The organism is Paraburkholderia azotifigens, from assembly GCF_007995085.1.
GTDB lineage: Bacteria > Pseudomonadota > Gammaproteobacteria > Burkholderiales > Burkholderiaceae > Paraburkholderia > Paraburkholderia azotifigens.
In genome coordinates this window covers 752,982-778,606 of record NZ_VOQS01000003.1, presented here as the reverse complement: position 1 = coordinate 778,606, position 25,625 = coordinate 752,982, and the positions used below count along the sequence as shown (strand labels likewise).

Annotated in this window: 28 protein-coding genes; 9 read left to right on the top strand and 19 right to left on the bottom strand. The window is 63.6% G+C overall.

Annotation, left to right across the window (positions count from 1 at the left end):
• Nucleotides 1–100 precede the first annotated feature (100 nt).
• Both FRZ40_RS20740 and FRZ40_RS20735 read right to left on the bottom strand, forming a co-directional pair.
• Entirely contained in the window at nucleotides 101–490 is a 390-nt protein-coding gene (locus FRZ40_RS20740) for a DUF6232 family protein (RefSeq protein WP_147235432.1), read from the bottom strand.
• Between the two features lie 98 nt (nucleotides 491–588).
• Nucleotides 589–1,335 carry a carbonic anhydrase family protein gene (locus tag FRZ40_RS20735; protein ID WP_147235431.1) on the bottom strand — a complete coding sequence of 249 codons (747 nt, stop codon included), beginning with the start codon at nucleotides 1,333–1,335 and terminating at the stop codon, nucleotides 589–591.
• Nucleotides 1,336–1,535: 200 nt separating this feature from the next.
• Between FRZ40_RS20735 and FRZ40_RS20730 the strand changes: the two genes are divergently transcribed.
• Nucleotides 1,536–2,168 (top strand): helix-turn-helix transcriptional regulator, encoded by a 633-nt coding sequence (locus FRZ40_RS20730; RefSeq protein ID WP_028369536.1) that lies wholly within the window; start codon nucleotides 1,536–1,538, stop codon nucleotides 2,166–2,168.
• Nucleotides 2,169–2,196: 28 nt separating this feature from the next.
• Here FRZ40_RS20730 and FRZ40_RS20725 read toward each other — a convergent pair whose 3' ends face one another.
• Nucleotides 2,197–3,327 carry a DSD1 family PLP-dependent enzyme gene (locus FRZ40_RS20725; RefSeq protein WP_147235430.1) on the bottom strand — a complete coding sequence of 377 codons (1,131 nt, stop codon included), beginning with the start codon at nucleotides 3,325–3,327 and terminating at the stop codon, nucleotides 2,197–2,199.
• Between the two features lie 105 nt (nucleotides 3,328–3,432).
• On the opposite strand from FRZ40_RS20725, the gene FRZ40_RS20720 reads away from it, so the two are divergent.
• The gene (locus FRZ40_RS20720; RefSeq protein ID WP_147235429.1) at nucleotides 3,433–4,356 is read left to right on the top strand and encodes a LysR family transcriptional regulator; all 924 of its coding nucleotides are present in this window, start codon (nucleotides 3,433–3,435) and stop codon (nucleotides 4,354–4,356) included.
• 162 nt (nucleotides 4,357–4,518) lie between these two features.
• The gene (locus tag FRZ40_RS20715) at nucleotides 4,519–5,490 is read left to right on the top strand and encodes a threo-3-hydroxy-L-aspartate ammonia-lyase (protein WP_147235428.1); all 972 of its coding nucleotides are present in this window, start codon (nucleotides 4,519–4,521) and stop codon (nucleotides 5,488–5,490) included.
• Nucleotides 5,491–5,538: 48 nt separating this feature from the next.
• Here the strand turns inward: FRZ40_RS20715 and FRZ40_RS20710 are convergent, their stop codons facing one another.
• Entirely contained in the window at nucleotides 5,539–5,790 is a 252-nt protein-coding gene (locus FRZ40_RS20710) for a hypothetical protein (protein ID WP_147235427.1), read from the bottom strand.
• 63 nt (nucleotides 5,791–5,853) lie between these two features.
• The gene (locus FRZ40_RS44450) at nucleotides 5,854–6,114 is read right to left on the bottom strand and encodes a hypothetical protein (RefSeq protein ID WP_167528673.1); all 261 of its coding nucleotides are present in this window, start codon (nucleotides 6,112–6,114) and stop codon (nucleotides 5,854–5,856) included.
• Here FRZ40_RS44450 and FRZ40_RS20705 point away from each other — a divergent pair.
• Entirely contained in the window at nucleotides 6,113–6,295 is a 183-nt protein-coding gene (locus FRZ40_RS20705) for a hypothetical protein (RefSeq protein WP_240057246.1), read from the top strand. The genes FRZ40_RS44450 and FRZ40_RS20705 overlap by 2 nt on opposite strands.
• Nucleotides 6,296–6,418: 123 nt before the next feature.
• Here the strand turns inward: FRZ40_RS20705 and FRZ40_RS20700 are convergent, their stop codons facing one another.
• From FRZ40_RS20700 to phnG, 10 genes are all read right to left on the bottom strand, one after another.
• On the bottom strand, nucleotides 6,419–7,591 hold the full coding sequence (locus FRZ40_RS20700; RefSeq protein ID WP_028369542.1) for a porin: 1,173 nt from the start codon (nucleotides 7,589–7,591) through the stop codon (nucleotides 6,419–6,421).
• A 328-nt stretch (nucleotides 7,592–7,919) separates the two neighbouring features.
• Nucleotides 7,920–9,035, bottom strand: coding sequence for a succinylglutamate desuccinylase/aspartoacylase domain-containing protein (locus FRZ40_RS20695; protein ID WP_147235425.1), 1,116 nt, complete (start codon nucleotides 9,033–9,035; stop codon nucleotides 7,920–7,922).
• A 1,013-nt stretch (nucleotides 9,036–10,048) separates the two neighbouring features.
• Complete coding sequence (locus tag FRZ40_RS20685) at nucleotides 10,049–10,831, bottom strand: ABC transporter substrate-binding protein (RefSeq protein ID WP_028370321.1); 783 nt, start codon at nucleotides 10,829–10,831, stop codon at nucleotides 10,049–10,051.
• A gap of 361 nt (nucleotides 10,832–11,192) precedes the next feature.
• Entirely contained in the window at nucleotides 11,193–12,326 is a 1,134-nt protein-coding gene (locus tag FRZ40_RS20680) for an alpha-D-ribose 1-methylphosphonate 5-triphosphate diphosphatase (protein ID WP_147235423.1), read from the bottom strand.
• 36 nt (nucleotides 12,327–12,362) lie between these two features.
• Entirely contained in the window at nucleotides 12,363–13,118 is a 756-nt protein-coding gene (gene phnL, locus FRZ40_RS20675; RefSeq protein WP_028370323.1) for a phosphonate C-P lyase system protein PhnL, read from the bottom strand.
• A 13-nt stretch (nucleotides 13,119–13,131) separates the two neighbouring features.
• On the bottom strand, nucleotides 13,132–13,902 hold the full coding sequence (gene phnK / locus FRZ40_RS20670; RefSeq protein ID WP_147235422.1) for a phosphonate C-P lyase system protein PhnK: 771 nt from the start codon (nucleotides 13,900–13,902) through the stop codon (nucleotides 13,132–13,134).
• Nucleotides 13,899–14,807, bottom strand: coding sequence for an alpha-D-ribose 1-methylphosphonate 5-phosphate C-P-lyase PhnJ (locus FRZ40_RS20665; RefSeq protein ID WP_147235421.1), 909 nt, complete (start codon nucleotides 14,805–14,807; stop codon nucleotides 13,899–13,901). The genes phnK and FRZ40_RS20665 overlap by 4 nt, the downstream gene beginning before the upstream one ends.
• The gene (locus tag FRZ40_RS20660) at nucleotides 14,804–15,919 is read right to left on the bottom strand and encodes a carbon-phosphorus lyase complex subunit (RefSeq protein WP_147235420.1); all 1,116 of its coding nucleotides are present in this window, start codon (nucleotides 15,917–15,919) and stop codon (nucleotides 14,804–14,806) included. The genes FRZ40_RS20665 and FRZ40_RS20660 overlap by 4 nt, the downstream gene beginning before the upstream one ends.
• A complete protein-coding gene (gene phnH / locus FRZ40_RS20655) occupies nucleotides 15,919–16,566 on the bottom strand; it encodes a phosphonate C-P lyase system protein PhnH (protein WP_147235419.1) in 648 nt (215 codons plus the stop codon). The genes FRZ40_RS20660 and phnH overlap by 1 nt, the downstream gene beginning before the upstream one ends.
• The gene (phnG, locus tag FRZ40_RS20650; protein ID WP_147235418.1) at nucleotides 16,566–17,063 is read right to left on the bottom strand and encodes a phosphonate C-P lyase system protein PhnG; all 498 of its coding nucleotides are present in this window, start codon (nucleotides 17,061–17,063) and stop codon (nucleotides 16,566–16,568) included. Before phnG ends, phnH begins: the two co-directional genes overlap by 1 nt.
• Before the next feature lie 199 nt (nucleotides 17,064–17,262).
• Here phnG and phnF point away from each other — a divergent pair, with 199 nt between their 5' ends.
• The 4 genes from phnF to FRZ40_RS20630 all read left to right on the top strand — a co-directional run bounded on the left by phnF (nucleotide 17,263) and on the right by FRZ40_RS20630 (nucleotide 20,654).
• A complete protein-coding gene (gene phnF, locus FRZ40_RS20645) occupies nucleotides 17,263–18,021 on the top strand; it encodes a phosphonate metabolism transcriptional regulator PhnF (protein ID WP_028370329.1) in 759 nt (252 codons plus the stop codon).
• Entirely contained in the window at nucleotides 18,018–18,761 is a 744-nt protein-coding gene (locus FRZ40_RS20640) for a DUF1045 domain-containing protein (protein WP_147235417.1), read from the top strand. The genes phnF and FRZ40_RS20640 overlap by 4 nt, the downstream gene beginning before the upstream one ends.
• Nucleotides 18,758–19,363: a phosphonate metabolism protein/1,5-bisphosphokinase (PRPP-forming) PhnN gene (gene phnN / locus FRZ40_RS20635; protein ID WP_147235416.1), complete on the top strand. Its 606-nt coding sequence runs from the start codon at nucleotides 18,758–18,760 to the stop codon at nucleotides 19,361–19,363. Before FRZ40_RS20640 ends, phnN begins: the two co-directional genes overlap by 4 nt.
• Before the next feature lie 100 nt (nucleotides 19,364–19,463).
• Nucleotides 19,464–20,654 carry a M20 aminoacylase family protein gene (locus tag FRZ40_RS20630; RefSeq protein ID WP_028370332.1) on the top strand — a complete coding sequence of 397 codons (1,191 nt, stop codon included), beginning with the start codon at nucleotides 19,464–19,466 and terminating at the stop codon, nucleotides 20,652–20,654.
• A gap of 6 nt (nucleotides 20,655–20,660) precedes the next feature.
• Here FRZ40_RS20630 and FRZ40_RS20625 read toward each other — a convergent pair whose 3' ends face one another.
• Entirely contained in the window at nucleotides 20,661–21,485 is an 825-nt protein-coding gene (locus FRZ40_RS20625; protein ID WP_028370333.1) for an IclR family transcriptional regulator, read from the bottom strand.
• Nucleotides 21,486–21,917: 432 nt separating this feature from the next.
• Here FRZ40_RS20625 and pcaF point away from each other — a divergent pair, with 432 nt between their 5' ends.
• Nucleotides 21,918–23,120 (top strand): 3-oxoadipyl-CoA thiolase, encoded by a 1,203-nt coding sequence (pcaF, locus tag FRZ40_RS20620; RefSeq protein WP_147235415.1) that lies wholly within the window; start codon nucleotides 21,918–21,920, stop codon nucleotides 23,118–23,120.
• A 116-nt stretch (nucleotides 23,121–23,236) separates the two neighbouring features.
• Here pcaF and FRZ40_RS20615 read toward each other — a convergent pair whose 3' ends face one another.
• The 3 genes from FRZ40_RS20615 to FRZ40_RS20605 form a co-directional block, all read right to left on the bottom strand.
• The gene (locus FRZ40_RS20615; protein ID WP_028370335.1) at nucleotides 23,237–23,623 is read right to left on the bottom strand and encodes a DUF2917 domain-containing protein; all 387 of its coding nucleotides are present in this window, start codon (nucleotides 23,621–23,623) and stop codon (nucleotides 23,237–23,239) included.
• Between the two features lie 254 nt (nucleotides 23,624–23,877).
• Nucleotides 23,878–25,167, bottom strand: a complete 1,290-nt coding sequence (locus tag FRZ40_RS20610) for an APC family permease (protein ID WP_147235414.1) — start codon at nucleotides 25,165–25,167, stop codon at nucleotides 23,878–23,880.
• The gene (locus FRZ40_RS20605) at nucleotides 25,164–25,520 is read right to left on the bottom strand and encodes a putative quinol monooxygenase (protein ID WP_147235413.1); all 357 of its coding nucleotides are present in this window, start codon (nucleotides 25,518–25,520) and stop codon (nucleotides 25,164–25,166) included. The genes FRZ40_RS20610 and FRZ40_RS20605 overlap by 4 nt, the downstream gene beginning before the upstream one ends.
• Nucleotides 25,521–25,625: the final 105 nt, after the last annotated feature.

Below are 25,625 nucleotides of genomic sequence, written 5' to 3'. Positions count from 1 at the left end.
GTCCACTGTAGCGGGCGGCGTCTCAAGCAGGTGCTAAAGGAATCATGCGGGCCGTCAATTTTGTGTAAAGACGGCTATGTTGCGCAGGATCGCCGAACGCTCAGCTTTTGGGCGCGGCGGCGGCGCCGAGCGCGTCGCGCACCGTTTGCGCCACGCGTTCGACGAAGGACAGATCGACGCTGGACAACGCTTCGCGCTCGCTGCCGCCCGACTTCACCATCAGCCGGTGCGTGACGTCCTGCGTGATCCACGTGAGCCAGCCGACGACGATCAGCATCACGCCCGTCACGATCCCCAACGACGACGACAGCACGCCGCCCACGATGGCAGCCGCAGCGCCGATCACCGAGATCGCGCATGGCACGAGCTTGTTCTTCTGCACGGTGACGACGCGCACCTGCTGGATGTCGCGCAACGGAAAGATCTGGCCGGCTGCTGACAGCGCGTTACGCGTGACCGACACGCCGCGTTCGTTGAAAGGGGATTCCATCTTGACGGGTTCAGGCTGAGAGAAAGGGCGCAGGGTAACAGAAAACGCAGTTGCCCTACGAGTCGGGCCCAGGTCTTGGCGCCAGGTCATGACCCAGGTCAGCCCAGAAACTCCAGCGCCCCCGTGCTGAGGTTGTACATCGCGCCGACGATCATGATCGCGCCTTGCTTCTCCATGTCGGCGAGCACGGGACTGTCGCGGCGGATGTCCGCGATGGTCATCTCGACGTTCTTGCGCGCGACGGCATTCACGAACGCATAGTTCGTCGCGGTGCGCTCGCCGCTGTACGCGGTGGCCTGCACGGCCGGCTTGATCTTGTCGAGCAAGCCCGTGAGATTGCCCAGCTCGGCGTTCGCAATGGCGCCCTTGATCGCGCCGCAGGACGTGTGGCCCATCACGACGACGACCTTCGCGCCCGACAGCTTGCACGCAAACTCCATGCTGCCGAGGATGTCGCTGTTCGCGACGTTGCCCGCAATGCGGCAGTTGAAGATATCGCCGATGCCGAGATCCATGATCACTTCGGCGGGCGCGCGCGAATCGATACAACTGAGAAGGACGGCTGCGGGATATTGTCCCGACGCGCTGGCGCGTTGCTCGCGCAGATAGTTGCGCGGCTTGCGCTCGCCCTTCTGGAAGCGCGCATTGCCGCGTTTCATGTCGTCGATGATCTGTTGCGGCGTCATGCTGTCGCGCTGGGCTTTGGTCAACGCATCCGCGTTCGCGGCGACAGGCAGCAACACGGCAGGAGCGAGCGACGCCAGCGCCGCAGTGGCCGACAGCCGGAGAAATCGCCGGCGGCCCGAGTCCTTGTATTGCCGCGGATATTCATACTTGTTGCACATGACGGGCTCACTCGTTTGCGATGACACGCGGCGCTCCGGCTGCCATGCCGGTTTTGAGCGCGATGAATGCGTCATGCATCAGACGACTATAGGCGATGCCTGGTCGCGTTCAAGAGAAATGAATCGGACGCCTGTCGCGGCTGCTTCTCTTGCAGACGGTTATCTGTACAATATTGGTAACTTTAGATGAAACGTCTACCATGAAGAAAAGCGCTTTGGAGAGGGAGCAGGCGTCGCTGATCGATCAGGTCAAGCAGATTGCTGACGGTCTGGGGCAGACGTTCGCGCCGTTTTGCGAAGTCGTCGTGCACGACCTGCGCGACCCAGGGCACGCGATTCTCGCGATTCACAACAATCTGTCCGGGCGTTCAGTCGGCGATCCGGCGACGGAACTCGGACTCGCGCGGATCGCGGACGACGACTATCCGCAACTGCTCAGCAACTATCCGAACCAGTTCGGCGACGGCCGGCGCGCGAAGAGCACGTCGGTCGGTATCAAGGACTCGACGGGCCGCTATATCGCCGCGCTGTGTCTGAATGTCGATCTGAATCTGTTTCGCGGCATCCAGAACATGCTGGAGCAGTTCTGCACGGCCTCGGGCGTCGGCGCGAAAGAGTCGCTCGATCCCGCGAATGCGGAAGCGCTGCGCGAGCGCATCGATCAGTTTGCGATCTCGCTCGCCACGACGCCTCAGGCGCTGAAGACGGAGCAGCGGCGCGCGTTGATGCAGGAACTGAAGCAGGCGGGCTTTCTCGAAGTGCGCAAGTCGATGGAGATCATTGCTGCCCACCTGGGCGTCTCACGTGCGACGGTGTACAACGACGCAAAGTGACGCGTCATCGCGGCGCTTGTTTTTGCACTTACCAGCCATAGAATCTCGGCCACTCGGACACCGTGCCGTCGCGTGACAACGCGTGATAAGCGGGATGCTGGGCACCCGTTGCGCACGCATGATTGGGCAGAATGCGCAGCCGCGTGCCGACGGGCAGCCGCGCCGCAATTGCCGTGTCCGGCTCGCCGATGCGCGAAACGATGCCGTGTTCCTGATTCGCGGCGCTCATCACATAGCCTTCGAGTGGCACGCCTTCCTCGTTGCACACGAGACCGTATCCGAAGTCGCGTTGCTGACGTTGCGTGCCGCGGTCGCGGCTCATCGCCATCCAGCCCGCGTCGACGATCGCCCAGCCCTTGTTCTCCTGATGACCGATCACCGTGGTCAGCACGCTGAGCGCGATGTCGCCGGTCGCGCATACGCCGACGTTGTGCATGACGAGATCGAAGAACACGTAGACGCCCGCGCGTACCTCCGTCACGCCTTCGAGGTGCCGTGCGGCGAGCGCGGTCGGCGTCGATCCGATGCTGACGGTGTCGCACGGCAGGCCCGCCGCGCGCAGACGTTCGGCCGCACGCACGCAGCCGGCGCGTTCCTGTTCCGCGATCCGCTCCAGATCGTCCGTCGAGTTGTAGTCGTAGCTCGAGCCCGCGTGCGCGAGCACGCCGCCCAGCCGCATCCCGCCTTCGTGAAGAACGCGGCCGACGTCGAGCAGCAGATCGTCGTCGGGAGCGATACCCGAGCGATGTCCGTCGACGTCCACTTCGATCCACACCTCGAACGCTTGCGCGTGCGTGTTCCCGAATGCCGCGATGGCCTGTGCCGACGACACGCTGTCCGTGACGATCTTCAGACGGCAGCCGCGCCGGCGCAGCATCATTGCCTGCTCCAGCTTGTTGGGCGCCATCGCGACGGCATAAACGATGTCGTCGATGCCCGCTGCAAAGAATTGCTCCGCTTCCTTCAGCGTGGAAACGGTGATCCCTTTTGCACCGGCGTCCAGCTGGGCCTGCACGACCTGATTGCATTTGGTCGTCTTCACGTGAGGCCGGAACTGGACGCCGAGCGCGTTCATCCGCGTTTGCATGCGCTGGATGTTTCGCGTCATCGCGTCGATATCGACGATCGCGGCAGGCGTATTGAGCGAGGCGAGATTCACTGTGGTTTCCTTGCGCTGAAGCGGGTCTGCGAGCGTCATTTACTATATGGGCGATGGGCTATAGTGTGGTTAATGCTCCATCAACGTTCCATTTAGCTGGATTTAATGATCGATCTCGACGACATGCGCATGTTCAGGGCGCTTGGCACCACGCATTCGCTCGCGGGCGCCGCACGGCTGCTCGACGTCACGCCGCCGGCGCTGACTGTGCGGCTGCAAAAGCTGGAAGAGCGTCTCGGCGTGCATCTCGCGGTGCGCGAAGCGCGCGGCATTTCGTTGACGGAAGAGGGGACGCGGCTGATGCAGGAAGCCATCGATCTGCTCGAACGCCTCGACACGCTGCCCGAACGGATCGCCTCCGAACATCAGGCCGTATCGGGGAGCTTGCGCATCGTCGCGCCGTTGGGTTTTGGGCGCGTTCATATCGCGCCCGTTCTCAGAGACTTTCACCTGACCTATCCGAACGTGAAAGCGAGCCTGAATCTCTCCGACAATCCGCTCGCGGACAGCGCAGGTGCGGATGTCGTCATTCATATCGGCGAGATGAAAGACTCGTCGTGGGTCGCGCATGTGCTCGCGCCGAACGAGCGCTTTCTGTGTGCGAGTCCGCGGCTGGCGGCTCGACTCGACACGCTCGAGCATCCGTCCCGGCTTGCGGAGCTGCCTTGTCTGTGTCTTCGCGAGAACGACGAGGATGTGTCGCGATGGCGTTTCGAGCCCGAACCGAAGGGCAAGGCGAAGCACGGCAAGCCGGTCACGGTGCGCGTGACGGGCGCGCTGTCGTCGAACGATGGCGGCGTGATCGGCGATTGGGCGATGCGTGGACTCGGCGTCATGGTGCGCTCTGAATGGGATGCGAGTGCGCTGATCGCGAGCGGCAAGCTCGAACGGCTGCTGCCGCAATGGCGGATGGCGCCCGCGCCCATCGTCGCGCTGCTGCCGACGCGCAAAGGCATGCCCGCCCGAGTCCGACTTTTTCTCGATGCCGCGCGCGCCGCGCTGGACCCGCCACTGTGGCGCAAACGGTGATTTACAAAATGTATTGACATAGACAATATGTCTAATCAGAATGCGAAGAATCCGACGGGGCAATTGCACGTCGATTCAATCGCGCACCTTGCCCATCCGCTCGTCCGCACGCTTGCTGGCGATGGCCGCCATGCTCGCGCTGCTTAACACACGACACTCCCCATGACCAAGCTCCCCTTGCCCACGTATGACGACGTCGTTGCCGCTTCGAAGCGCCTCGAAGGCGTCGCGCATCGCACGCCCGTTCTGACTTCACGGACCGTCAACGAACTGTTCGGTGCGGAAGTGTTCTTCAAGTGCGAAAACTTGCAGCGCATGGGCGCGTTCAAGTTTCGCGGCGCGTTCAACGCGCTGTCCAGGTTCGATGAGCAGCAGCGACGTCACGGCGTAGTCGCGTTTTCGTCGGGCAATCATGCGCAGGCCGTCGCGCTGTCGGCGCGTCTGCTCGGCATGCCCGCGACGATCGTGATGCCGCAGGACGCGCCGCAAATGAAAGTGGATGCAACGAAGGGCTACGGTGGCAACGTCGTTCTCTATGACCGGTACACGGAGGATCGCGAGCAGATCGGCCGCGATCTGGCACAGAAGCATGGCTTTACGCTGATTCCGCCCTACGATCACCCCGATGTGATGGCAGGGCAGGGCACGGCGGCAAAAGAACTGTTCGAGGAAGTCGGCCCGCTGGATGCGTTCTTCGTGCCGCTCGGCGGCGGCGGGCTGTTGTCCGGTTCGGCGTTGTCGACGCGTGCGCTGTCTCCCGATTGCGCGCTGTACGGCGTCGAACCCGAAGCGGGCAACGACGGGCAGCAGTCTTTCCGCTCGGGCAGTATCGTCCATATCGACACGCCGAAGACCATCGCCGATGGCGCCCAGACGCAGCATCTCGGCGAGTACACGTTCCCGATCATCCAGCGCGACGTCACCGACGTGCTGACCGCGAGCGACGCCGAACTCGTCGACTGCATGCGTTTCTTTGCTGCGCGCATGAAGATCGTGGTCGAACCGACGGGCTGCCTGAGTTTTGCGGCCGCGCGTCAGATGAAGGATCGCTTGGAGGGTAAGCGCATCGGCGTGCTGATCAGCGGCGGCAACGTCGACGTGCAGAAGTTCGCCGAACTGGTGTCGTCGAACTGACAGGAGGGCGGTGCGACTTCCACTCACCGTCGCTCCCTTCGAGGCCGGCTAACTGCACATAAGCGGATGCGCCGCCATCGACGGGCCGCCTGCATGAGGCGGAAAGACGCACCAGCCGCCGTCGAGATGACGAAAGAAGAAGATGGCGCGCGCACCGTGCGTCGTTGAAGCCTCGACGTGCGCGTAGCGCGTTCCATCCCTGCGGCGATGCCCGAATTCCACCACCCGGATCTGTCCTTGCGGACCGGGCGCGAGCCATTTCTCGACCTGATGGTGCAGCGATCTGTCGAGGGCGTTCATGATCGACTCCTTTGGCTCGTCCCAGGCTGTGCGCTGGAATGACTTCAGCGTAGGCCGATTGATTTATTGATGATAGTTAATGTTTTTTATGTTGATCATAATCAATGATTGATCGATCTGCCGTGGCCTGTCCGTCGGGAGCCATGCCGGCGTCACGGCAAGAATTTGCGCCTGCTCATAAAATCGTCGCGCGCCCGGTAAAGGCGGGCGCAGTTTTTCGACGAACGTAGCTGGCGCGGCAGGCGAACCTGGCCGCCGCCGGAAGGATGTACCCGGCATGGAAGAGGTTTTCACATCGAAATCGCGCGCGGTCGCGCGCATCATGACTGCGCGGCAGGCGCTGCTGCAGGAACAGGGTGACGTCGCCCGCATGAGCGGCGGCGAAAGGGCGGCGCGGATCGAACGGCTGGAGCGGCTGCTGTTCGACGTGCGCGCGGGCCGCATTCATGAGTTCACGCTGCCGGCAGCGAGTGGCGAAGTGCGGATTTTCGTGACGCCGGATTGACGCCCTTGCATTGGGGAAAGCGGAAGCAGGCGCTGCAATAAAAAACGCCCCGCAAAAACGGGGCGTTTCCAGTCCATCTGCATGCAGACGAAGCGCCCTGAAGGGCCTCGCGTGCGATACAGCTTAGAACTTGTGACGCATGCCGACGCGGAACGCCAGCTGGTTCTGCGAACCCGAACCCGACGTGTTGAAGTACGACGTTGCCGAACCGATCTGAGCCTGGATCGGTTGCGTGCCCGTCTTGCCCGATGCGTCCTGGTAGATGCCCAGCACATACACATCGGTGCGCTTCGACAGCGCGTAGTCGACGCTCGCGTCCACCTGGTTGAAGTGGCCCGTCGTCGCGCCCGTCAGACGCGAGTAGGTATAGCCGAGGCCGCCCGTCAGCGCCGGCGTGAACGCGTACTTGGCGCCGCCTTCGAAGTTGTTGAACGTCGTCGACGCGCCCGTGATCGGCTCGAAGTGCGTGTTCGTCCACAGCGCGTAGAGCGTTGCCGGTCCGAGGATGTAGCGGCCGCCGAGGCCGAACGTGCGCAGGTCACGCACGGTGCCCGTGCTGACGTTCGCGATTGTCGTCGAGAAGGCCGGCGTAGCCTGGCTCGGGAAGCGGATATCCGTGTACGCTGCGCCAACGCCGATCGGGCCGTTCGCGTAGTTCACGCCGAAGCTGTAAGCGCGCGACGAGCCTGCGACGGGGTTAGCCGCCGTACCCGTTGCCGGAGCGCCGCCGAATGCGCCAGCCTGGTTCGAGAAGCCGTACATCGCGCCGAACGTGAGGCCTGCGAAGTTCGCGCTCGTGAACTTGACCGAGTTGTTGATGCGGCTCGACGTCAGCTGGTCCACGTCGTTGATGTGGTAAGCGTAGTTACCGGCAACCGTCAGGCCGCCCGTCGAGTAGTTGCCGCCGAGGTAGTCGGTCGAGAACGAGTATTGACGACCGAAAGTCACCGAACCGATGCCGTCCTTTGCCACACCCACGTATGCCTGACGGCCGAACAGTGCGCCGCCTTGGCCCGATGCGCCCGTGCCGCTGTTGAAGCCGCTTTCGAGCACGAACAGTGCCTTCAGGCCGCCGCCCAGATCTTCCGTGCCGCGCATGCCCCAACGGCTGCCTTGAGCAACGCCGTCGTCATACTTGAAGAGCTTGTCCGAGCCGCCTGCCGTGTTCTTCGAGTGGTTTGCGTAGCTGATACCGGCGTCGATGATGCCGTACAGCGTGACGCTGCTTTGTGCGTGTGCGGTTCCTGCAGCTGCTGCCGAAGCGAGTAGAGCGGTGGTAAGTGCTTTTTTGTTCAAAGCTTTCTCCGAATTGAAAAATGGCGATCGCGAGCCAAACTCTTGCGGCTGGTCGCGCGACGGGCGCAAATGTAACGAGGAGAAAGGTAATCAATATGACAGCAAATATTTTTAGTGAATATGTAGTACAAATGCGACAGCACTTACTTTGCGTGCTAAAGGGTTGCGCGCGAATCTGTGCATATGCGTCATAACTGACCTTGTTTAGTTCCGCGCACGAAACAGACAGTGCCGTGGTTCTGCGTGTGCGCTGAGCCAAAAAAATCGCCCGCACAGGGCGGGCGATTTCGTTCGACGCCGCAGCGTGAGCCGCAAGCGATGTCAAATGTCAAGCGGAGAGCAGCTGACCCGTCCGGAACGCCTTGGCGCCCGCGATCCGCACGATCTCCATGCCCGCCTGCGCGAAGCGCGACAGGTGACGCGCGTACATCACGCCCGCGACGGTCGACTTCAGCGTGACGACGCGATCCGTCAGCGGATCGACGATATCGGCGATCGGCTCGCCTGCGTCGATCCACTTGCCGACTTCCTGGCGATACACGACGACGCCGCTCATGGGCGCCACGATGGGCTCGGTGCCTGCGAGCGGCGTCGCGGCGAACTCGAGCGGCGGCATCGGCGCGGCTTCGCCCGCGATCACGCCGCGGTGCGTCAGGTATTCGACGATACCCTGTGCGTCCTGCTCGGCGAACTCGTACGACACGTCGCGCTGGCTGCGCAACTCGACCGTCACGGAGATCGAACCGTTCGGAATCGGGAAGCGGTCGCCGACGCGCGTGCGCAGTTCCGACCAGCAGAAGCTGTGAATCTCGTCGAACGGATTGCCGACGGAATCGACTGCGAGCAGCGAGGCCTTCGAATCCAGATAGCGCGCGAGCGGCTCGACGTCGGGCCACAGGTCCGGGTTCGTGTAGATATGCAGCGCCGCTTCCCAGTCGCAATGCAGATCGAGGACGACGTCTGCGTCGTACGACAGCATCTGCAGCGCGAGACGCTGCGATTCGATTTCGGTGCGTGGCTTTTGCGCATCGAGCGCATCGCGCATTGCCTGACGGATGATCGTGCGGTTCTGGTCGGCGTCGGTCGTGAGACGTTCTTCGATCACGGGCTCGATCAGATCGAACAGGTTGTAGAAGTTGCGGTTGAAGTTCTGAGCGGTGTTCGTTTCGAAGCGGCCGGCGAGCAGGCCGAGCACATGCTGGTTCAGGCCGATCGGATTCGCGACGGGCACGATCACGACTTCGCCGCGCAGCTTGCCGGCCGCCTCGAGCGCTTCGAGCTTGCGGCGCAACGCCCACGACACCAGCATGCCGGGCAGTTCGTCGGCGTGGAGCGATGACTGGATATAGACCTTCTGTCCGCCGCTCGGACCGTAATGGAAGCTCGTCAGGCTGCGAGCAGTGCCGAGGGTCGGGGAAATCAGCGGATGATTGAGGGTTTGCATGGTCGATGTTGGCGCTGCGGACGGCGCGCAGAGCGCCTTTTGTGGTGGCTTAGGTTGAGACTTCGGAATTGGCGTGGGCTGTGGTTGCGCCGCGTATCGGTTGATCTTAGCCGATTTGGTTTTTGCTGACGTTGTTTTTTGCTGGCGTTTGCGGGGTTTTGCTCTCGTGGACGCTATGTTGTGCGCTGGCATCCGCGGTTTCGCATCGGTTTATTAGCGTTGCCCCTGTGCGGGGCGGCACCTACTTTTCTTTGCCGCGGCAAAGAAAAGTAGGCAAAAGAAAGCCGCTCACACCGCTAATCCTTGTGGTTGCCTGCGGGCCCCCAACGGGTCCCGCACTTCACGCGGCAACACAGCATTTCGCGCCCGTTGCCAGCATACAAACTGCACGCCTCACCCGCTTCGCATGCCCGCGTCACGTACTGAGTTACCAGGACGTCCACCGCCGCCCAGGTGGCAAACGGTGTGTAGGCAGTCGCGAAGGAAATGCACCACTCCGGACTGAAAAGCGGGATCGGTGTCGTAGAAGCGCCAACGCAACTGGTGCGACAAGCTACACACAGTTTGCCACCTGGGCGGCGCAGACGGATCGCTGCCGCGGGCTGCACTACGGGTGAGTGGAGTGGGTGATGCGCGTGTTGGAGGCGTTGGCAACACACATGAAATAGCGCGTTGCCGTTTGGAGTGCGGGACCGGTTGGGGGCCCGCAGGCAACCACAAGGATTGGCGGTGTTAGTCCGCTTTCTTTGCTTACTTTCTTTGCGGCGGCAAAGAAAGTAAGTGCCGCCCCGCACAGGGGCAACGCTAATAAACCGATGCGAAACCGCGGATGCCAGCAACAGCAAAAAAACCCAAACGACAACGCAGATACCAGCCAAAAGCAAAAAACCAGAACGGCAAAGCCCGCGCCTCGAAGGCAAAACCACAAAAACAAAAACGGGCCCCAAAGGAGCCCGCCTTCATCTGCGGCGCGCAGCGCACAAACAACCACGCTACATGCTGCAGCTAAGAAATCACCCGCCGTACACGTCGAAGTCGAAGTACTTCTTCTCGATCTTCTTGTACGTGCCGTCCTTGATGATGTCGGCGATCGCCTTGTCGACCTTCGCCTTCAGGTCGGCATCTTCCTTGCGCATGCCGATGCCTGCGCCTTCGCCGAGAATCTTCTTGTCTTCGAGATCCTTGCCGACGAACTGGAAGCCCGCGCCGCGCGGCGTCTTCAGGAAGCCGATTTCAGCCTGCACAGCGTCTTGCAGCGCTGCATCCAGACGGCCCGAGATCAGGTCGGCATAGACCTGATCCTGGTTCTGGTACGGCACGACCTTCGCGCCCTTCGGCTCCCAGTAGGTCTTCGCGTACGTTTCCTGGATCGTGCCTTGCTCGACGCCAACCGACTTGCCCGACAGCGATTCCGCCGTCGGCAGGATGTTCGAGCCCTTCTTCGCGACGAGACGCGTCGGCGTGTTGAACAGCTTCGACGAGAAAGCGATCTGTTCAGCGCGTTGCGGCGTCATCGACATCGACGACAGCACGCCGTCGAACTTCTTCGCCTTCAGTGCCGGAATCATGCCGTCGAAGTCGTTTTCGACCCACACGCACTTCGCCTTCAGGCGCGTGCAGATTTCGTTGCCGAGGTCGATGTCGAAGCCGACCAGCTTGCCGTCGGAGCCCTTCGATTCAAACGGCGGATAGCTGGCGTCGACGCCGAAACGAATGGTGTTCCAGTCTTTGGCGTGTGCGCCGATCGATACGGTAGCGAGCAGGGCAACCGTCAAAGCCGCAAGCAGTTTTTTCACTGATGTACTCCCGGGAGTGGTTCAAAGTGTCCCGCATGCGGTTGTGCCGCTGCGCGACGTTGCCCGGCCGTTGTGCCGGGCTTGTCTTAATGGCCGCTGGCTGGCCCCAGCCAGCAACGCGCGCCAAGCTTAACAAATCAAAATATTTGCGGTGCTAGTGAAACACCGGATGGCAAAGGAGTATTGCCTCTAAAGGGCCGTTTTGTGATATGCGGCAAGGATATCGTTCTGAAAGCAAAACGACAGGAGACGGGCGGAGGAGTTGGGTTCCTGAGAGGCAAGCGCTTGCCGCCGCTATGCGGCATTGCGGCATTGCGGCAAACGCTTTCCGATCAAAGACTTATGTGCGATTGACAGCGCATCACACGATGCGCTCACCCGCGCGATAGGTCGCGCGCGGCACGGGCAATGCGTCGAGCATCGTCACGCGGACCAGATCGGCGCGCAATCCCGGCTCGATCGCGCCGCGGTCGTGCAAACCGGCCGTGCGCGCCGGTTCGGCCGATACGGTGGCCATCGCGCGCGGCAGCGTCCAGCCGGCCTTGTCGACGAGTTCGAAGGCGGCTGTCAGCAGGCTCGACGGCACGTAGTCGGACGAGAGAATGTCGAGCAGATTCGCTTGCGCGAGTTCCAGCGCCGACACGTTGCCCGAATGCGAACCGCCGCGCACGATGTTCGGCGCGCCCATGATCGTCGCGATGCCGTGACGGTGCGCGGCCTCGGCGGCGATGCGCGTGGTCGGGAATTCGGCGAGCACGATGCCTTCTTCTGCGGCCTGCTGCACGTGTTCGGCGAGCGTGTCGTCATGGCTCGCGACGGGCACGCCCAGCGCCTTGCAGCGCTCGACGATCTCGCGGCGGTGCGCGTCGGCGAAACGCTGCTGTTCGTCTTCGAGCGCGACGAGCGTCGCGGCCATATGCTCGTCGGTCATCTTGCCGTGCCGCTCCTGGAAGCGGCGCCATTGCTCGCGGTCGTGCCACTGACGCTGGCCCGGCGTGTGATCCATCACCGACGCGAGACGCAGCAGCGGATGATCCTTGAGCGTATCGAACACCTCGACGACATCCGAAGTCGCGATTTCACAGCGCAGATGCAAAAAGTGCTCGGCGCGCAGCAGCCTGCGTTCGGAGAAGCGCTGCAGCGCGGCGGCGCAGCGCGTTTGCGTATCGCGGCCGCGCAAGCCGACGCTCGAGCGCGAGCCGATCGCGAGCGCATCGAACACGGTCGTGATGCCCGCTGCAGCAACCTGTGCGTCGTGGATCACGAAAGCGGCGTCCGTATTCCATTCGACGCCCGGACGCGGCAACAGATGCTTCTCGAGGTTGTCCGTGTGCAGTTCGATCAGGCCCGGCAACAGATAGTCGCCCTCCCAGTCCTGCGCGCCGGCAGCCGACGTCGTGCCGCGCGCCACGTCGCGAATCACACCGTCTTCGATGTGCACGACGCCGTTGAAAACTTCGTCCCGCGTGACGACGCGGGCGTTCTTGATCAGCATGTGAATGCTCCGGATCCGAAAAATCAGCGATCGTTATCAGTGTAATGCCGCCGTATTACGCAGCGGTGGCGTCAGTTCGAGCCTGCGTGTAGCGACTTTGGCGCGCGTGTCTTCATCGTGGAAGATGCCGACGATAGCCGCGCCGCGTTCACGCGCCTCGACGATCAAACTGGCGACGATGTCGCGGTTCTCCGCATCGAGGGAGGCCGTGGGTTCGTCGAGCAGCAGCACCGGCTGTTCCGCGATCAGGCCGCGCGCGATGTTCACGCGCTGCTGCTCGCCGCCCGAAAACGTTGCGGGCGCAAGGTGCCACAACCTCTCCGGCACGTTCAGACGCGCGAGCAACGCGGACGCACGCGCACGCGCTTCGTCTTCATCGACACCGCGCGAGACGAGCGGCTCGGCGACGAGGTCGAGCGTGCTCACACGCGGGATCACGCGCAGGAACTGGCTCACGTAACCGACTACGCCGCGCCGCAGACGCAGCACGTCGCGCGGCTCGGCGCCCGTGATGGGCAGATGCTTCAACTCCTGCGCGTCGTCGCGAATCGCGATCACGCCCGTGCTCGCCAGATAGTTGCCGTACAGGCAGCGCAGGAACGTGCTCTTGCCCGCGCCCGACGGCCCGACCAGCACGACACATTCGCCGCGCTCGACATCGAGCGACACGCCCGCGAGCGCCTCGATCTGCACGCCGCCCTGGCCATGCAAAGTGAAGGTCTTGCCGATGCCGACAGCGCGCAGCATGAGCGCGTCGTTGTCGATGAACGATGTGTCGATTGACGTTGTCATCACGTGGTGGACCTCAAACGGGCAAAACGGAAGAGACGAGCGTTTGCGTGTACGGGTGTTGCGGATCGTCGAGTACCTGATCCGTGAGACCCGCTTCGACCACTTCGCCGCCTTGCATCACCATCAGCCGATGCGCGAGCAGACGCGCGACGCCGATATCGTGCGTAACGATCAGCACGGACAGATGCAGCGTCGATGTCAGCGTGCGCAGCAGATCGAGCAGACGCGCCTGCACGGACACGTCGAGGCCCGCCGTGGGTTCGTCCATGAACACGAGACGCGGACGGGTGACGAGATTGCGCGCGATCTGCAGACGCTGCTGCATGCCGCCCGAAAATGCCGAAGGCAGTTCGTCGATGCGCGATGCGTCGAGTTCGACGCGCGCCATCCATTGCGTCGCGGCTTCGCGAATCTTGCCGTAATGCCGCGCGCCGACAGCCATCAACGGCTCGCCGATATTCGCGCCCGCCGATACGCTGCTGCGCAGTCCGTCGCGCGGATTCTGCTGCACGAAGCCCCATTCGGTGCGCATCAACAGACGCTTGCGCGGCTCGGACAGCGCGAGCAGATCGAGCGTTTCGCCATGCGCGCTCGCATAGTGCAGCGTGCCGGAACCGACGGGCGTGCGCAGTGCTAGCGTATTGAGCAGCGTCGATTTGCCCGAACCCGATTCGCCGACGATGCACAGCACTTCGCCCGGATACAGATCGAAGCTGACGTTGCGGCAACCGTTGCGGCCGCCATATTGTTTGCTGAGCGCGCGTGCGCTCAAAAGCGGCGTCATGCGCTTTCTCCTTCGATGTTGTCCGTGCCTTGCTGTTCGCGTCGCTCGTGGCAATAGTCGCTGTCCGAGCAGACGAACATGCGCTTGCCTTGATCGTCGACGATCATTTCGTCGAGAAAACTTTCCGTCGATCCGCACAGCGCACACGCATGATCCCAGCGCTGCACTTCGAACGGATGGTCGTCGAAATCGAGGCTTTTTACGGGCGTATAAGGCGGAATTGCGTGGATGCGCCGCTCGCGTCCCGCGCCGAACAGTTGCAGCGCGGGGTTCATATGCATCTTCGGGTTGTCGTACTTTGGAATCGGCGACGGCGACGCGAGATAGCGGCCGTTGACGATCACCGGGTAGTCGTACGTCGTCGCGATGCTGCCGTGATGCACGATGTCTTCATACAGCTTCACGCTGATCAGGCCGTAATCGGCGAGCGCATGCAGCTTCCTGCATTCGGCGACCCGCGGTTCGAGCCTGAACAACGGCTCGGGCATCGGCACCTGATAGACGAGAATCTGCTTGTCGGTGAGCGGCGTTTCGGGAATGCGGTGACGCGTCTGCACGATCGTCGCTTCGCCCGTCTTGCGCGTCGTGCTGACGCCCGCCGTGCGCGCGAAGAAGCGTCGAATGTTGACGGCGTTCGTCGTTTCATCGGAACCCTGGTCGATCACCTTGAGCGTGTCGTCGCGTCCGATGATGGCCGACGTCACCTGAATGCCGCCCGTGCCCCAGCCGAACGGCAACGGCATTTCGCGCGACGCGAACGGCACCTGATAGCCGGGCACGGCCACCGCCTTCAACAGCGCGCGGCGGATCATGCGCTTGGTCTGCTCGTCGAGATACGCGAAGTTGTAGCCTTCGGCGGCGCTATCGCGCGCGACTGTTTGCATCGTCGTGTCGGGCGCGTTCATGCCGCCTGCTCCTCAAGGTCGTTGCCGTTTGCCTGCGCGGCATGCTTTGCGCGCAAACGGCGCACCAGTTCCAGTTCCGCCTGGAAGTCGACGTAATGCGGCAGCTTCAGATGCTGCACGAAGCCCGACGCCTCGACGTTATCGCTATGCGAGAGCATGAATTCGACGTCCTGCGTCGGCGAGCCGATCGTTTCGCCGAGTTCTTCCGCGCGCAGCGCCCGATCGACGAGCGCCATCGCCATCGCCTTGCGCTCCGAATGACCGAACGCGAGACCGTAGCCTTGCGTGAAAGCCGGCGGAACTTCGGTGCTGCCCGCGAAATGGTTGATCATCTGGCATTCCGTGACGTCGATTTCGCCGATCTCGACGGCAAAGCCCAGTTCGTCCAGTTCCATTTCGACGGCCACCGTGCCGAAGCGGATTTCGCCCGCGAACGGATGCGAGTTCGCGTAGCCGCGCTGCGTCGCGTAACCCATCGCGAGCAGAAAGCCTTCGTCGCCGCGTGCGAGGTTTTGCAGGCGCGTCGCGCGGCTCGCGGGAAACGACAGCGGCTCGCGCGACAGATCGCCGGGCTCGGACGCGCCTTCGGATACGCGCTCCTGTTCGATCAGCCCTTCCTTGTCGAGCAGCGAAACGACGCGCGGCATCGCTTCGGGTCGAGCGCTTTCAGCGCACCTGATTTGCGGCGCGCTTTCGTCTCCGCCTTCGGCCAGCAGCGTGAAGTCGAGCAGGCGCTGCGTGTAATCGTAGGTCGCGCCGAGCATCTGGCCGCCGGGCACGTCCTTGAACGTCGCGGAGATGCGCCGCTCGATGTGCATGTCTTCCGTATCGACCGGTTGCGTGTAGCCGAAGCGCGGCAGCGTCGTGCGATACGCGCGCAACAGGAAAATCGCTTCGACGAGATCGCCGGCCGCCTGCTTGATCGCGAGCGCCGCGAGTTCTTCATCGTAGACGGAGCCTTCCGTCATCACGCGCGCGACGGCGAGCCGCAGCTGCGTGCGAATCTGCGCGACGCTCAGTTCGGCTAGCTGCGTGTCGCCGCGGCGCGCCTTGTCGAGCAGGCGCCACGATGCTTCGATCGCGCGCTCTCCACCTTTGACGGCTACGTACATTAGTTGTGCTCCACGTGAGTTGTGCGCGGCAGGCCGATCAGCGTGTCGCCGCAGACGAGATAGCAGTCGATGCCGCACGGAAAGAGCGGCGCGAGTTCCGCGCGTTCGCGCCAGAAGCGCTCGGGCAGACCCGCGGGCGCGATCGTATGCGTGTGCTCGATGCCGGGGCCGCGCAGCACGACGGGTGTGCCGTGGATCAGCGAATCGACGCGGATAATGAGCGTCACCGATTGCTCCGGCGTTTCCGGCTCGCCCAGCGCGAAGCACGGCAGCGGCGGCAGCGTGCTCGCATCGTGCACATACGCGAAGGCGGCATCTTGCGGTTCGTCGACGAGCGGCGCGCCCGTGTGAAAACGCAGCGCGGAGCCGAGCACAGCGTCGGGCTGAGCGAGCCACACGGGTGTCGAGTAGTCGCACAGCGCGAGCAGTGCAGCGAATGCGGCGAGATCGGCGCGCGCGTGCGGCAGCGTGTTGCGCGCGTCTCTGCGCGAAGCGGGCAGCACGTTGTCGATCGTGCCGATGCGGCCGGGACGCGACAGCGTATCGAGCAACGTGCGGAACACGGCTTGCGTGTCGTGTACTGGGTCGGCGAAGCCGGGCGTCAGTGTCGACAGCGCGATCTGCGGAGATTGAGCGGAAGTGTTCATCAGTCGCCTCGAACCATCGTAAAGAATTCGACGCGCGTCGATGCGGCGTCCTGTTGGCGCTCCGCGCGTTTCGCCGTGAGTCGCGACGCGAGCGGCGCAATCAGTTGCGCTTGCAAACGTGCGTGATGCTGCGGCGTTTGCAGCAGCGCGTCTGCCATAGCGGCGAGCTCGGCGCGACGGCGGTCGCGGCCCAGATGACACGCGACGCCGACGGTCGTGCCTTCATCCGATACGTCGCGCAGGCGTAGCGTCGCGCGCGTCACGGTCGCTTCGCCGAAATTGAATGCGTCGCCCGTGCCGCCGATGCGTCCACGCACCATCGCCAGCCCGGTTTCGGGCGGGCGCAGCCAGTCGAAGGCGGGAAACGGCGTGCCTTCCATCGCGTGGTTCAGCGCGGTTTCGAGGTCGGCGCGCGACGTGCGCGCGAGCACGGCCATCCATGCACGGCGCGCGGCGGTTGCGGAGGCAGGGGAATCTGAGGAAGGGGGCGCACTCATCGGGGTTCCTGGCGGTTTCCTGGAGAGGGAGGGGCGGTAACGGGTCCGGACATTTGAGCATCTATTCGTCTAAACGTCTAGACGTTTAGAGATGAAGTGCTGCTGGCTTGTGGCAGAAGGCGCAGTTTCATATTTCCGCCACGGCTTGCGGACTACAATGCACAGAACGCTTATTGGAACCGAAGGGAATGACAGCACCATGACATCGAACGACGACGCAGCGCCGGGCGCGATGCTGGAACGTGGAGCGGGCGTCGCCGTGTGGCGGCAGATCGAACAGATTCTTGCGAAAGAGATCGCGGCGAGCGGCTTCGGCGAAGACGGGCGTCTGCCGAGCGAAGGCGAGCTGGCGAGGCGCTTCGATGTCAACCGTCACACGATCCGCCGCGCGATGCTGGGTCTCGCGGCTCAAGGGCTCGTCAGTGTCGAGCAGGGACGCGGCACGTTCGTGCAACCGGGCGCGATCGACTACACCATCGGGCGGCGCACGCGCTTCACCGAAAACTTGCGTCAGCAACATCATGCGCCTGCGGGCACGATGCTGTCGGCGGCGCGCGTGAAGGCCGATCCGACCGTCGCGAAGGCGCTGGGTCTGCGCGCGGGCGCATTCGTCTATCGCATCGAATCGCTGCATGAAGCGGACAGCGTGCCGCTCACGTATGCGCGCAACTACTATCCGGCCGCGCGTTTTGCCGATCTGCCCGATGTGCTCGAACGCGTGGGCGGCATCACGAAGGCGATGGCCGAGTATGGCGTGACCGACTATCTGCGCAAGTGGAGCCGTATCGGCAGCGTGCTGCCGGAGCCGGAAGTCGCGCGGCGTCTTGGCATCAACCGGCAGCAGCCGGTGCTGTGGGTCGAAAACGTCGACGTCGACACGGAAGGCACGCCCATCAAATACGGCTTTACGCACTTCGCCGCCGATCGCGTGCAACTGATGGTCGAGCACGACGTATGAGCGCCGCCATCCGGAACGCATGGTCCGCGCGGGCGCGCTTTGCGATCTACTACGCACCGGCGCGTGCATCGGGTTGGTGGGATGCGGGCTCGACATGGCTTGCGCGCGATGCCGAAAGCGGCGCGCCGCTCGATCCGCAGGATACGCCTGAGCTGTCGCAACCTCTCGCGCAACTGACGTCCTCGCCGCGCCGTTATGGCTGGCATGGCACGCTGGTCGCCCCGTTTCATCTCGCGAGCAACGTGACGATCGCCGATCTGCTCGACACAGCAGAACGCTGGGCGCAACAGCAGATGCCCTTCGCATTGCCTGTCGAAGCGGCCACATTGGGCGACTTCGTTGCGCTGCGTCCCGCGACTTCAGCCGGCGAAGAACAGACGCGCACGCTTGCCGCGAATGCGTTGCGCGCCTTTACGCCGCTGCGCGTCAAGCCGTCGGCGGCGGATATTGCCAGGCGCTTGCAAGCGCCGCTGACGGAACGACAGCGCGAATTGCTCGTCGAATGGGGATATCCCTATGTGCTCGAGGAGTTCCGCTTTCACATGACGCTGTCCAATTCGCTCGATCAAGCCGGCGATCGCGATGCGATCGTCGAGCGTTGGCACCGCGAGGCGCAACGCCTCGGGCCGCTGGCCATCGACGGCGCGGCGATCTTCGTCGAGCCCGCGCCGGGCGAGCCGTTCATGCTGTGGCAACGGCTCGCGTTCACGGCAGAACAGGAACAGCGGGAGAACGCATGACAGGCCGTCTGATTTACGTGGTCGGGCCATCGGGCGCGGGCAAGGATTCACTGCTGCATTTCGCGCGCGAACATGTCGCGGGCACGCCCGTCGTGTTCGCGCACCGCTACATCACGCGTGAGACGGGGCACAACGAAAATCACATCTCGCTGACGCGCGAAGAATTCGCGGCGCGTTCGGCGCAAGGCCTGTTCGCGCTCGAATGGTCGAGCCATGAATTGCACTATGGCATCGGCATCGAGATCGATGCGTGGCTCGAACGCGGCTGCACGGTTGTCGTCAATGGTTCGCGCGCGTATCTGACGCGTGCATTGAAGCGCTATCAGCAGCTCGAAGTCGTGTATATCCACGCCGAGCCGCATATTCTTGCGCAGCGTCTGTCGACACGCGGACGCGAGACGGCGGAGCAGGTCGCCGCGCGCCTCGCGCGCCAGGCGCCGTTCACGCTGCCCGATGGCGCGCATCTCACGCATATCGACAATTCCGGCTCGCTCGAAGAAGCGGGCCTCGCGTTCGTCGATGTCCTGAAAGGTGTTGCAAGCAAGCAGCCCGCGCATCAGACGCGGGTGGACGCGCGCGTTTCCGGCGAAAGCGTTAAGTAAGTCTGGCGCACGGCCGTCTTACCGGAAAGATCACGCATTGCTATAGTCTGCGGTTTAACGCTGCGCACGAGACGCAGCGAGTAAACCCGGAGTGCACCTGATGACCGACGCCACCCGCCTGACTGAAATCGCCGACCTCGAGCCCGCAGCCGCCGCGCTGCGCGACATTCGCCACCACATTCACCACCATCCCGAACTCGCGTACGAAGAAGTCGCGACGGCGGCGCTCGTCGCCGACAAGCTCGAAGCGTGGGGCTGGCAGGTGACGCGCGGCGTCGGCAAGACGGGCGTGGTCGGCACCTTGAAGGCCGGCGACGGCACGCGCAGCATCGGCCTGCGCGCGGACATGGATGCGCTGCCCATCGTCGAGCAGACGGGACTGCCATACGCGAGCGGCACGCACGGCAAGATGCACGCATGCGGCCACGACGGCCACACGACGATGCTGCTCGGCGCCGCCCAGCATCTCGCGAAGACGCGCAATTTTTCGGGCACCGTGCATCTGTACTTCCAGCCGGCCGAGGAAAGCGGCATCGACAGCGGCGCGAAGAAGATGATCGAAGACGGATTGTTCGAGCGTTTTCCGTGCGACGCCGTGTTCGGCGTGCACAACCATCCGGGCGCGGAGCCGGGCAAGTTTCTGTTCCGCAAGGGCGCGTTCATGGCGGCGGGCGACAAGGCGACCATCACGATCGAAGGCGTCGGCGGCCACGCGGCGCGCCCGCATCTGACCGTCGACCCCATCGTGATCGCGTCGAGTATCGTGATGGCGCTGCAGACGATCGTCGCGCGCAACGTGAATCCGGCGCAGCCCGCCGTCGTGACGGTCGGCACGATGCACGCGGGTGTCGCGAACAACGTGATCCCGTCGAGCGCGACGCTCGAACTGAGCGTGCGCTCGTTCAGCCCGGAAGTGCGCGCGCTGCTGAAAGCGCGCATCACCGAACTCGCCGAAACGCAGGCGGCGAGCTACGGCGGCAAGGCTCGGGTCGATTATGTGGAAGGGTATCCCGTCGTCGTGAACACGGACGAGGAAACGGAATTCGCGATTCAGGTCGCGCGCGAACTGGTCGGCGCGGCGAACGTCGAGCCGAATGCGGACATCCTGATGGGCAGCGAAGATTTCGCGTTCATGCTCGAACAGCGGCCGGGCTCGTTCCTGCGCCTCGGCAACGGCGTCGGCGAAGACGGCTGCATGGTGCACAACCCGCACTACGACTTCAACGACCGCAATCTGCCCATCGGCGCCGCTTACTGGACGCGTCTGGTGGAGCGCTATCTGGGCCGTTGAGGCATTCTAGCCGCGTAGCGCGACCATGTTGGACACCGACTGCGCGGCTTTTTGCAACGGTTCGAGGAACGCCTTCACCATCTGCTTCGCGGAATTGCGCTGTGCGTTGCCGCTGATGTTCATCGCGGCGATGATCTGACCGCGCCGGTTGCGAATCGGCGCGGACAGCGAAATCAGCCCGCCTTCCAGCTCCTGATCGACGACGGCCCAGCCCTGGCTGCGCACCTGCGCGATCACTTTCTTCAGCTCGTCCTTGTCGGTGATCGTGCGCGGCGTGTGAGCGGCAATGCGCGATGCGTCGAGCGTCGCGTCGAGCGTCGCTTCGTCGAGCGCCGACAGCAGCACGCGGCCCATCGACGTGCAATACGCGGGCAAGCGGCTGCCGATCGACAGATTGATCGTCATGATCTTGTGCGTCGGCACGCGCAGCACGTAGACGATCTCGGTGCGGTCGAGCACGGCCGCCGAACAGCTTTCGTGGACTTCCGACGACAGTTCTTCCATGAACGGCTCGGCGAGATTCCAGAACGGCATCGACGTCAGATAGGCGAACCCGAGGTCGAGAATCTTCGGCGTCAGGCGGAACAGGCGGCCCTCCGCTTCGACGTAGCCAAGCGTCTGCAGCGTCAGCAGGATACGGCGCGCACCCGCACGCGTCAGACCCGTCGCCGAGGCGACGTCCGTCAGCGTCTGCTCGGGACGCTCGGCGTTGAACGCGCGAATCACCGCAAGGCCGCGCGCGAACGACTGTACGTACGAATCGCCCGGTTTGTCGGGCGCGTCCGTTTCGCTGGCGGGAACTGCTTGTGACGCGGATGGGACTTTGCTCATGGCCTCTGTGAACTCGATGCGAAACGTTCGGACTCGAAGTGGGCGGCGGTCAGCCTGCGGAAAGCCGTGACGATAGCGCAAGCGCTCAGATTCGCCAAATTCGCAGGCCCGGTGCCGCGGCGTACATGCGGCGCATGGTGGTCGGCGCCCAGGCGTCCGGGCGGGAATGCGCGCCCGGACCCGATGCGGCGCCGATTCCTGCCGTTTTCGCCACACGCTTTTGCCGAATTTGACGGTCTGCCGCCTGGCCTGCAAGCTTGACAGTCTTTCCAACACCCGCCTATTATCGAACCTGAAATGTTCGATAGATGATCGTTTGTTCGAGTATAGAACAAATCTGATTCGCTCGGCACGTTTTTCTGGCGCTGCCCATTGCGCCGACGCTGGCGCCTTCCACGTTACGCCGGCCCTCGCCATTACTGGAGACATCTCATGACGGAAGCATTCCTGTGCGACGCGATTCGCACGCCGATTGGCCGCTATGCGGGTTCGCTGTCGTCGGTGCGTGCCGACGATCTCGGCGCCGTGCCGCTCAAGGCGCTGATGGAGCGCAACACGGAAGTCGACTGGGGCGCGATCGACGATGTGATCTACGGCTGCGCGAACCAGGCCGGCGAAGATAACCGCAACGTCGCGCGCATGTCGCTGTTGCTGGCAGGCCTGCCGAAGGATGTACCGGGTTCGACGGTGAACCGTCTGTGCGGCTCGGGCATGGATGCCGTCGGCATCGCCGCGCGCGCGATCAAGTCGGGCGAGGCCGGGCTGATGATCGCGGGCGGCGTCGAAAGCATGAGCCGCGCGCCGTTCGTGATGGGCAAGGCGACGAGCGCGTTCTCGCGTCAGGCCGACATCCACGACACGACGATCGGCTGGCGTTTCGTCAATCCCCTGATGAAGCAGCTGTATGGCGTCGACTCGATGCCGGAAACGGGCGAGAACGTCGCGACCGACTACAACATCAGCCGCGCCGATCAGGACGCGTTCGCGCTGCGCAGCCAGCAGAAGGCGGCGCGCGCGCAGCAGGATGGCACGCTCGCGCAGGAAATCGTCTCCGTGACGATTCCGCAAAAGAAGGGCGATGCGATCGTCGTGTCGAAGGATGAGCATCCGCGTGAGACGAGCCTCGAAACGCTCGCGAAGCTGAAGGGTGTCGTGCGTCCGGACGGCACGGTGACAGCGGGCAATGCGTCGGGTGTCAACGACGGCGCAGCGGCGCTGCTGCTCGCCAACGCAGAAACGGCGAAACGCTTCGGCCTGACGCCGCGCGCACGCGTGCTCGGCATCGCGACGGCAGGCGTCGATCCGCGCGTGATGGGCATTGGCCCGGCGCCCGCGACGCAAAAGCTGCTCGCGCGTCTGAACATGAACATCAACCAGTTCGACGTGATCGAACTGAACGAAGCGTTCGCCTCGCAAGGCATTGCCGTGCTGCGCGCGCTCGGTGTCGCCGATGACGACGCCCGCGTCAATCCGAACGGCGGCGCGATTGCGCTCGGCCATCCGCTCGGCATGAGCGGCGCGCGTCTCGTCACGACGGCGATGTATCAGCTGCAACGCACGCAAGGCCGCTTTGCACTGTGCACGATGTGCATCGGCGTCGGCCAGGGCATTGCGATTGCGATCGAGCGCGTTTGATGCACGTTTGATCGACGTGTTGATGCATCGCGTGACGCATCGCTGTTGGACGGTGCGTCACGCGGTATAAAACAAAAAAAGCTCGTACCCTGCACGAGCTTTTTTATTGCGCGCGTTCAACGGGAGCGCGGTGCAAAAATATCCGCGCCCAGCGAAGAACAGCGTTCGAGCAAACGCACCAGCATGCCGCGGGATTTCACGGGATGCGTCGTCAGCGAAAGCTGCGCGGGCGTGTTGCCGTCCGCGCTGACCCAGACGCGCTCGCCGCGCTGCAGACGGAACGTCTCGCCGATCTGCAGCCAGTGGTCGTATGGCGACGCCGCGCGCGTCAACCACACGCGCGCACCCTGTACATGAAGCTCGGTGTTCGCCTCGACGCGCCACGACATCGTCGCGCCGGGTTGCACTGCAAAGTGAACGACGACTCTGGGTAAGCGCTCCTCTTGCGTACGCGAAAAGCAGAGTGATTCGTCATCGGTGAACTGCTGGCAAGCCTTGTCCATCATGCACTCCGTCAATTGAGCCGGGGGACGGAAGGCACACCCAAAACAAAAGGCCCCTTCCGTTTCCGGCGGGGCCTTGGGATCGTTTTGCCGACTGCTGCAAATTTAACGCACACACGCTCCCATAGGCCCGCCGCGATGGCGTGCAATACGGTTTTTAATGACGTATGTCGTGGTGGTGAGCGTCAGCATGCATTCGAGTGTGTCGTGCCGTCGATGCGTTGTCAACCTGTTTTCCTGCGTGCATTGCAACTTCATGGGATCGCCCTCGTACTCGAAACGAATACACGTCGCACTCGTAGATAAAGCAGTGCGCAGCCTGTAATCACGAGCGGCCACAACAGATACCAGCCCGTCGCACAACACAATGCCGCGACGGCAACGAGCGCAACACGCGCGCAGCGGTGAGGCCAGCTGCCTCGCGGCAACAGACGCAGCGCAGCCGCCGCGCCAAGCGCATACACGGTGACGAACGAACCTGTGGTGAGCAGCACGAGCGGCTTCGGCCCCACACCCGCGATCACCACGACGACCAGCGCAAACGTCGCCAGCCCGGCAATCATGAACAGGCTGCGGCGCGGCACGTCGCCCGCCCGGCTGCCTTGCGCGAGCCATTGCGGCAGCGCGCCGTCGCGGCCCAGCGCGGCGCCGAGTTTCGCAGCACCCGCGAAATATGCGTTCATCGTGCCGAGCGTGAGCAGCAGCGCAGCGATGGCCGCGAGCATGTGCACCTTGCCGCCGAGCCCGCGTGCAAGCAGTTCGGCGAGCGGCGCGCTCGACGTCCCGGCGCCCGGCCCGAGCACCATGACGCTCATCGTCGCAACGCCCATGTACAGCACGCCGACCACGACAACGGCGATGCCTGCCGCCAACGGAAGATCATGCGCGGGGCGGCGAAACTCCGCGGCGAGATGCGTGATGGCTTCCCAACCCGCGAAGCTCCAGACGAGCAGCGCGGCGGCGGGAAACACCGCGAGCCAGCCATGCGGCGCGAACGGCTGCAGATTCGCCATCCGCGCATGGGGCGCCGAAGCGATGACAGCGGCCAGCAGCAATGCAACGAGCAACGCGGCGAGCACCAGTTGCAAGCGGCCCGACACCGTCAGTCCGAGCGCGTTGGCAAGCGTCACGGTCAGCATCAGCGCGGCTGCCGTGCCGATCACGGTCCACTCGCCGCCGCCGAACGCCGCAGCGACATATGCGCCGCCGAACATCGCCGCAGCGGGCGCGCCTGCCGGCACGGCAAAGTAAAAGCACCATCCGACGATGGCCGCGGCACGCGGGCCGAATGCATTGCGCACGTACGTGGATACGCCGCCCGCGTCAGGATAGCGCGCACCGAGCGCGGCGAACGTTGCCGCCAGCGGCGCCGACAACAGCACGAGCGCCAGCCACGCGACGAGCGACGCGGGGCCGGCCGCTTCAGCCGCGAGCGCAGGCAGCGCGATCACGCCCGTGCCGAGCACGGCACCGACGTAGAGCGCCGCGCCTTGCATGACGCTCAGACTGCCATGATGGGTCGGAGCAGTCGTCGACGTGCTCATGCGCGGGCCTCGGCCAATTCTTCTGCGGCGCGCGATTCGAACCGCATTTCGCGCCGATCCACACGCAGCGTGCGCCATTCGGTGACTTCACGCGGACGCACGAGCAGATCGGCGAGCGCCTCGTGATACGCACGCCGGTACGGCCGATGAATCTGCTCGTCGCTCGCCTCTTCGTCGCTTTCCCAGGTTTCGACCAGCAGCAGCCGGCACGCCGAGTCCGGGTCGCGATGCAGCACGGCTTCACGGAACTGCGGCTCGTCGCGCATGGCGTCGAGCATGCCGTTCAGCAGCGTCAGAAACCGTTCGAGCCTGTCGGGCAAGACCTGAAAACGAACTACGTAGGTAACGCGCATATTGCACACCTCAATGGATCTTCGTCTATAACTCACTTTATACTCGTCAATAACTGACAACCTTTGTCATGAATTTGGATGGGCTGAAAAAATGGCAACGAGCCG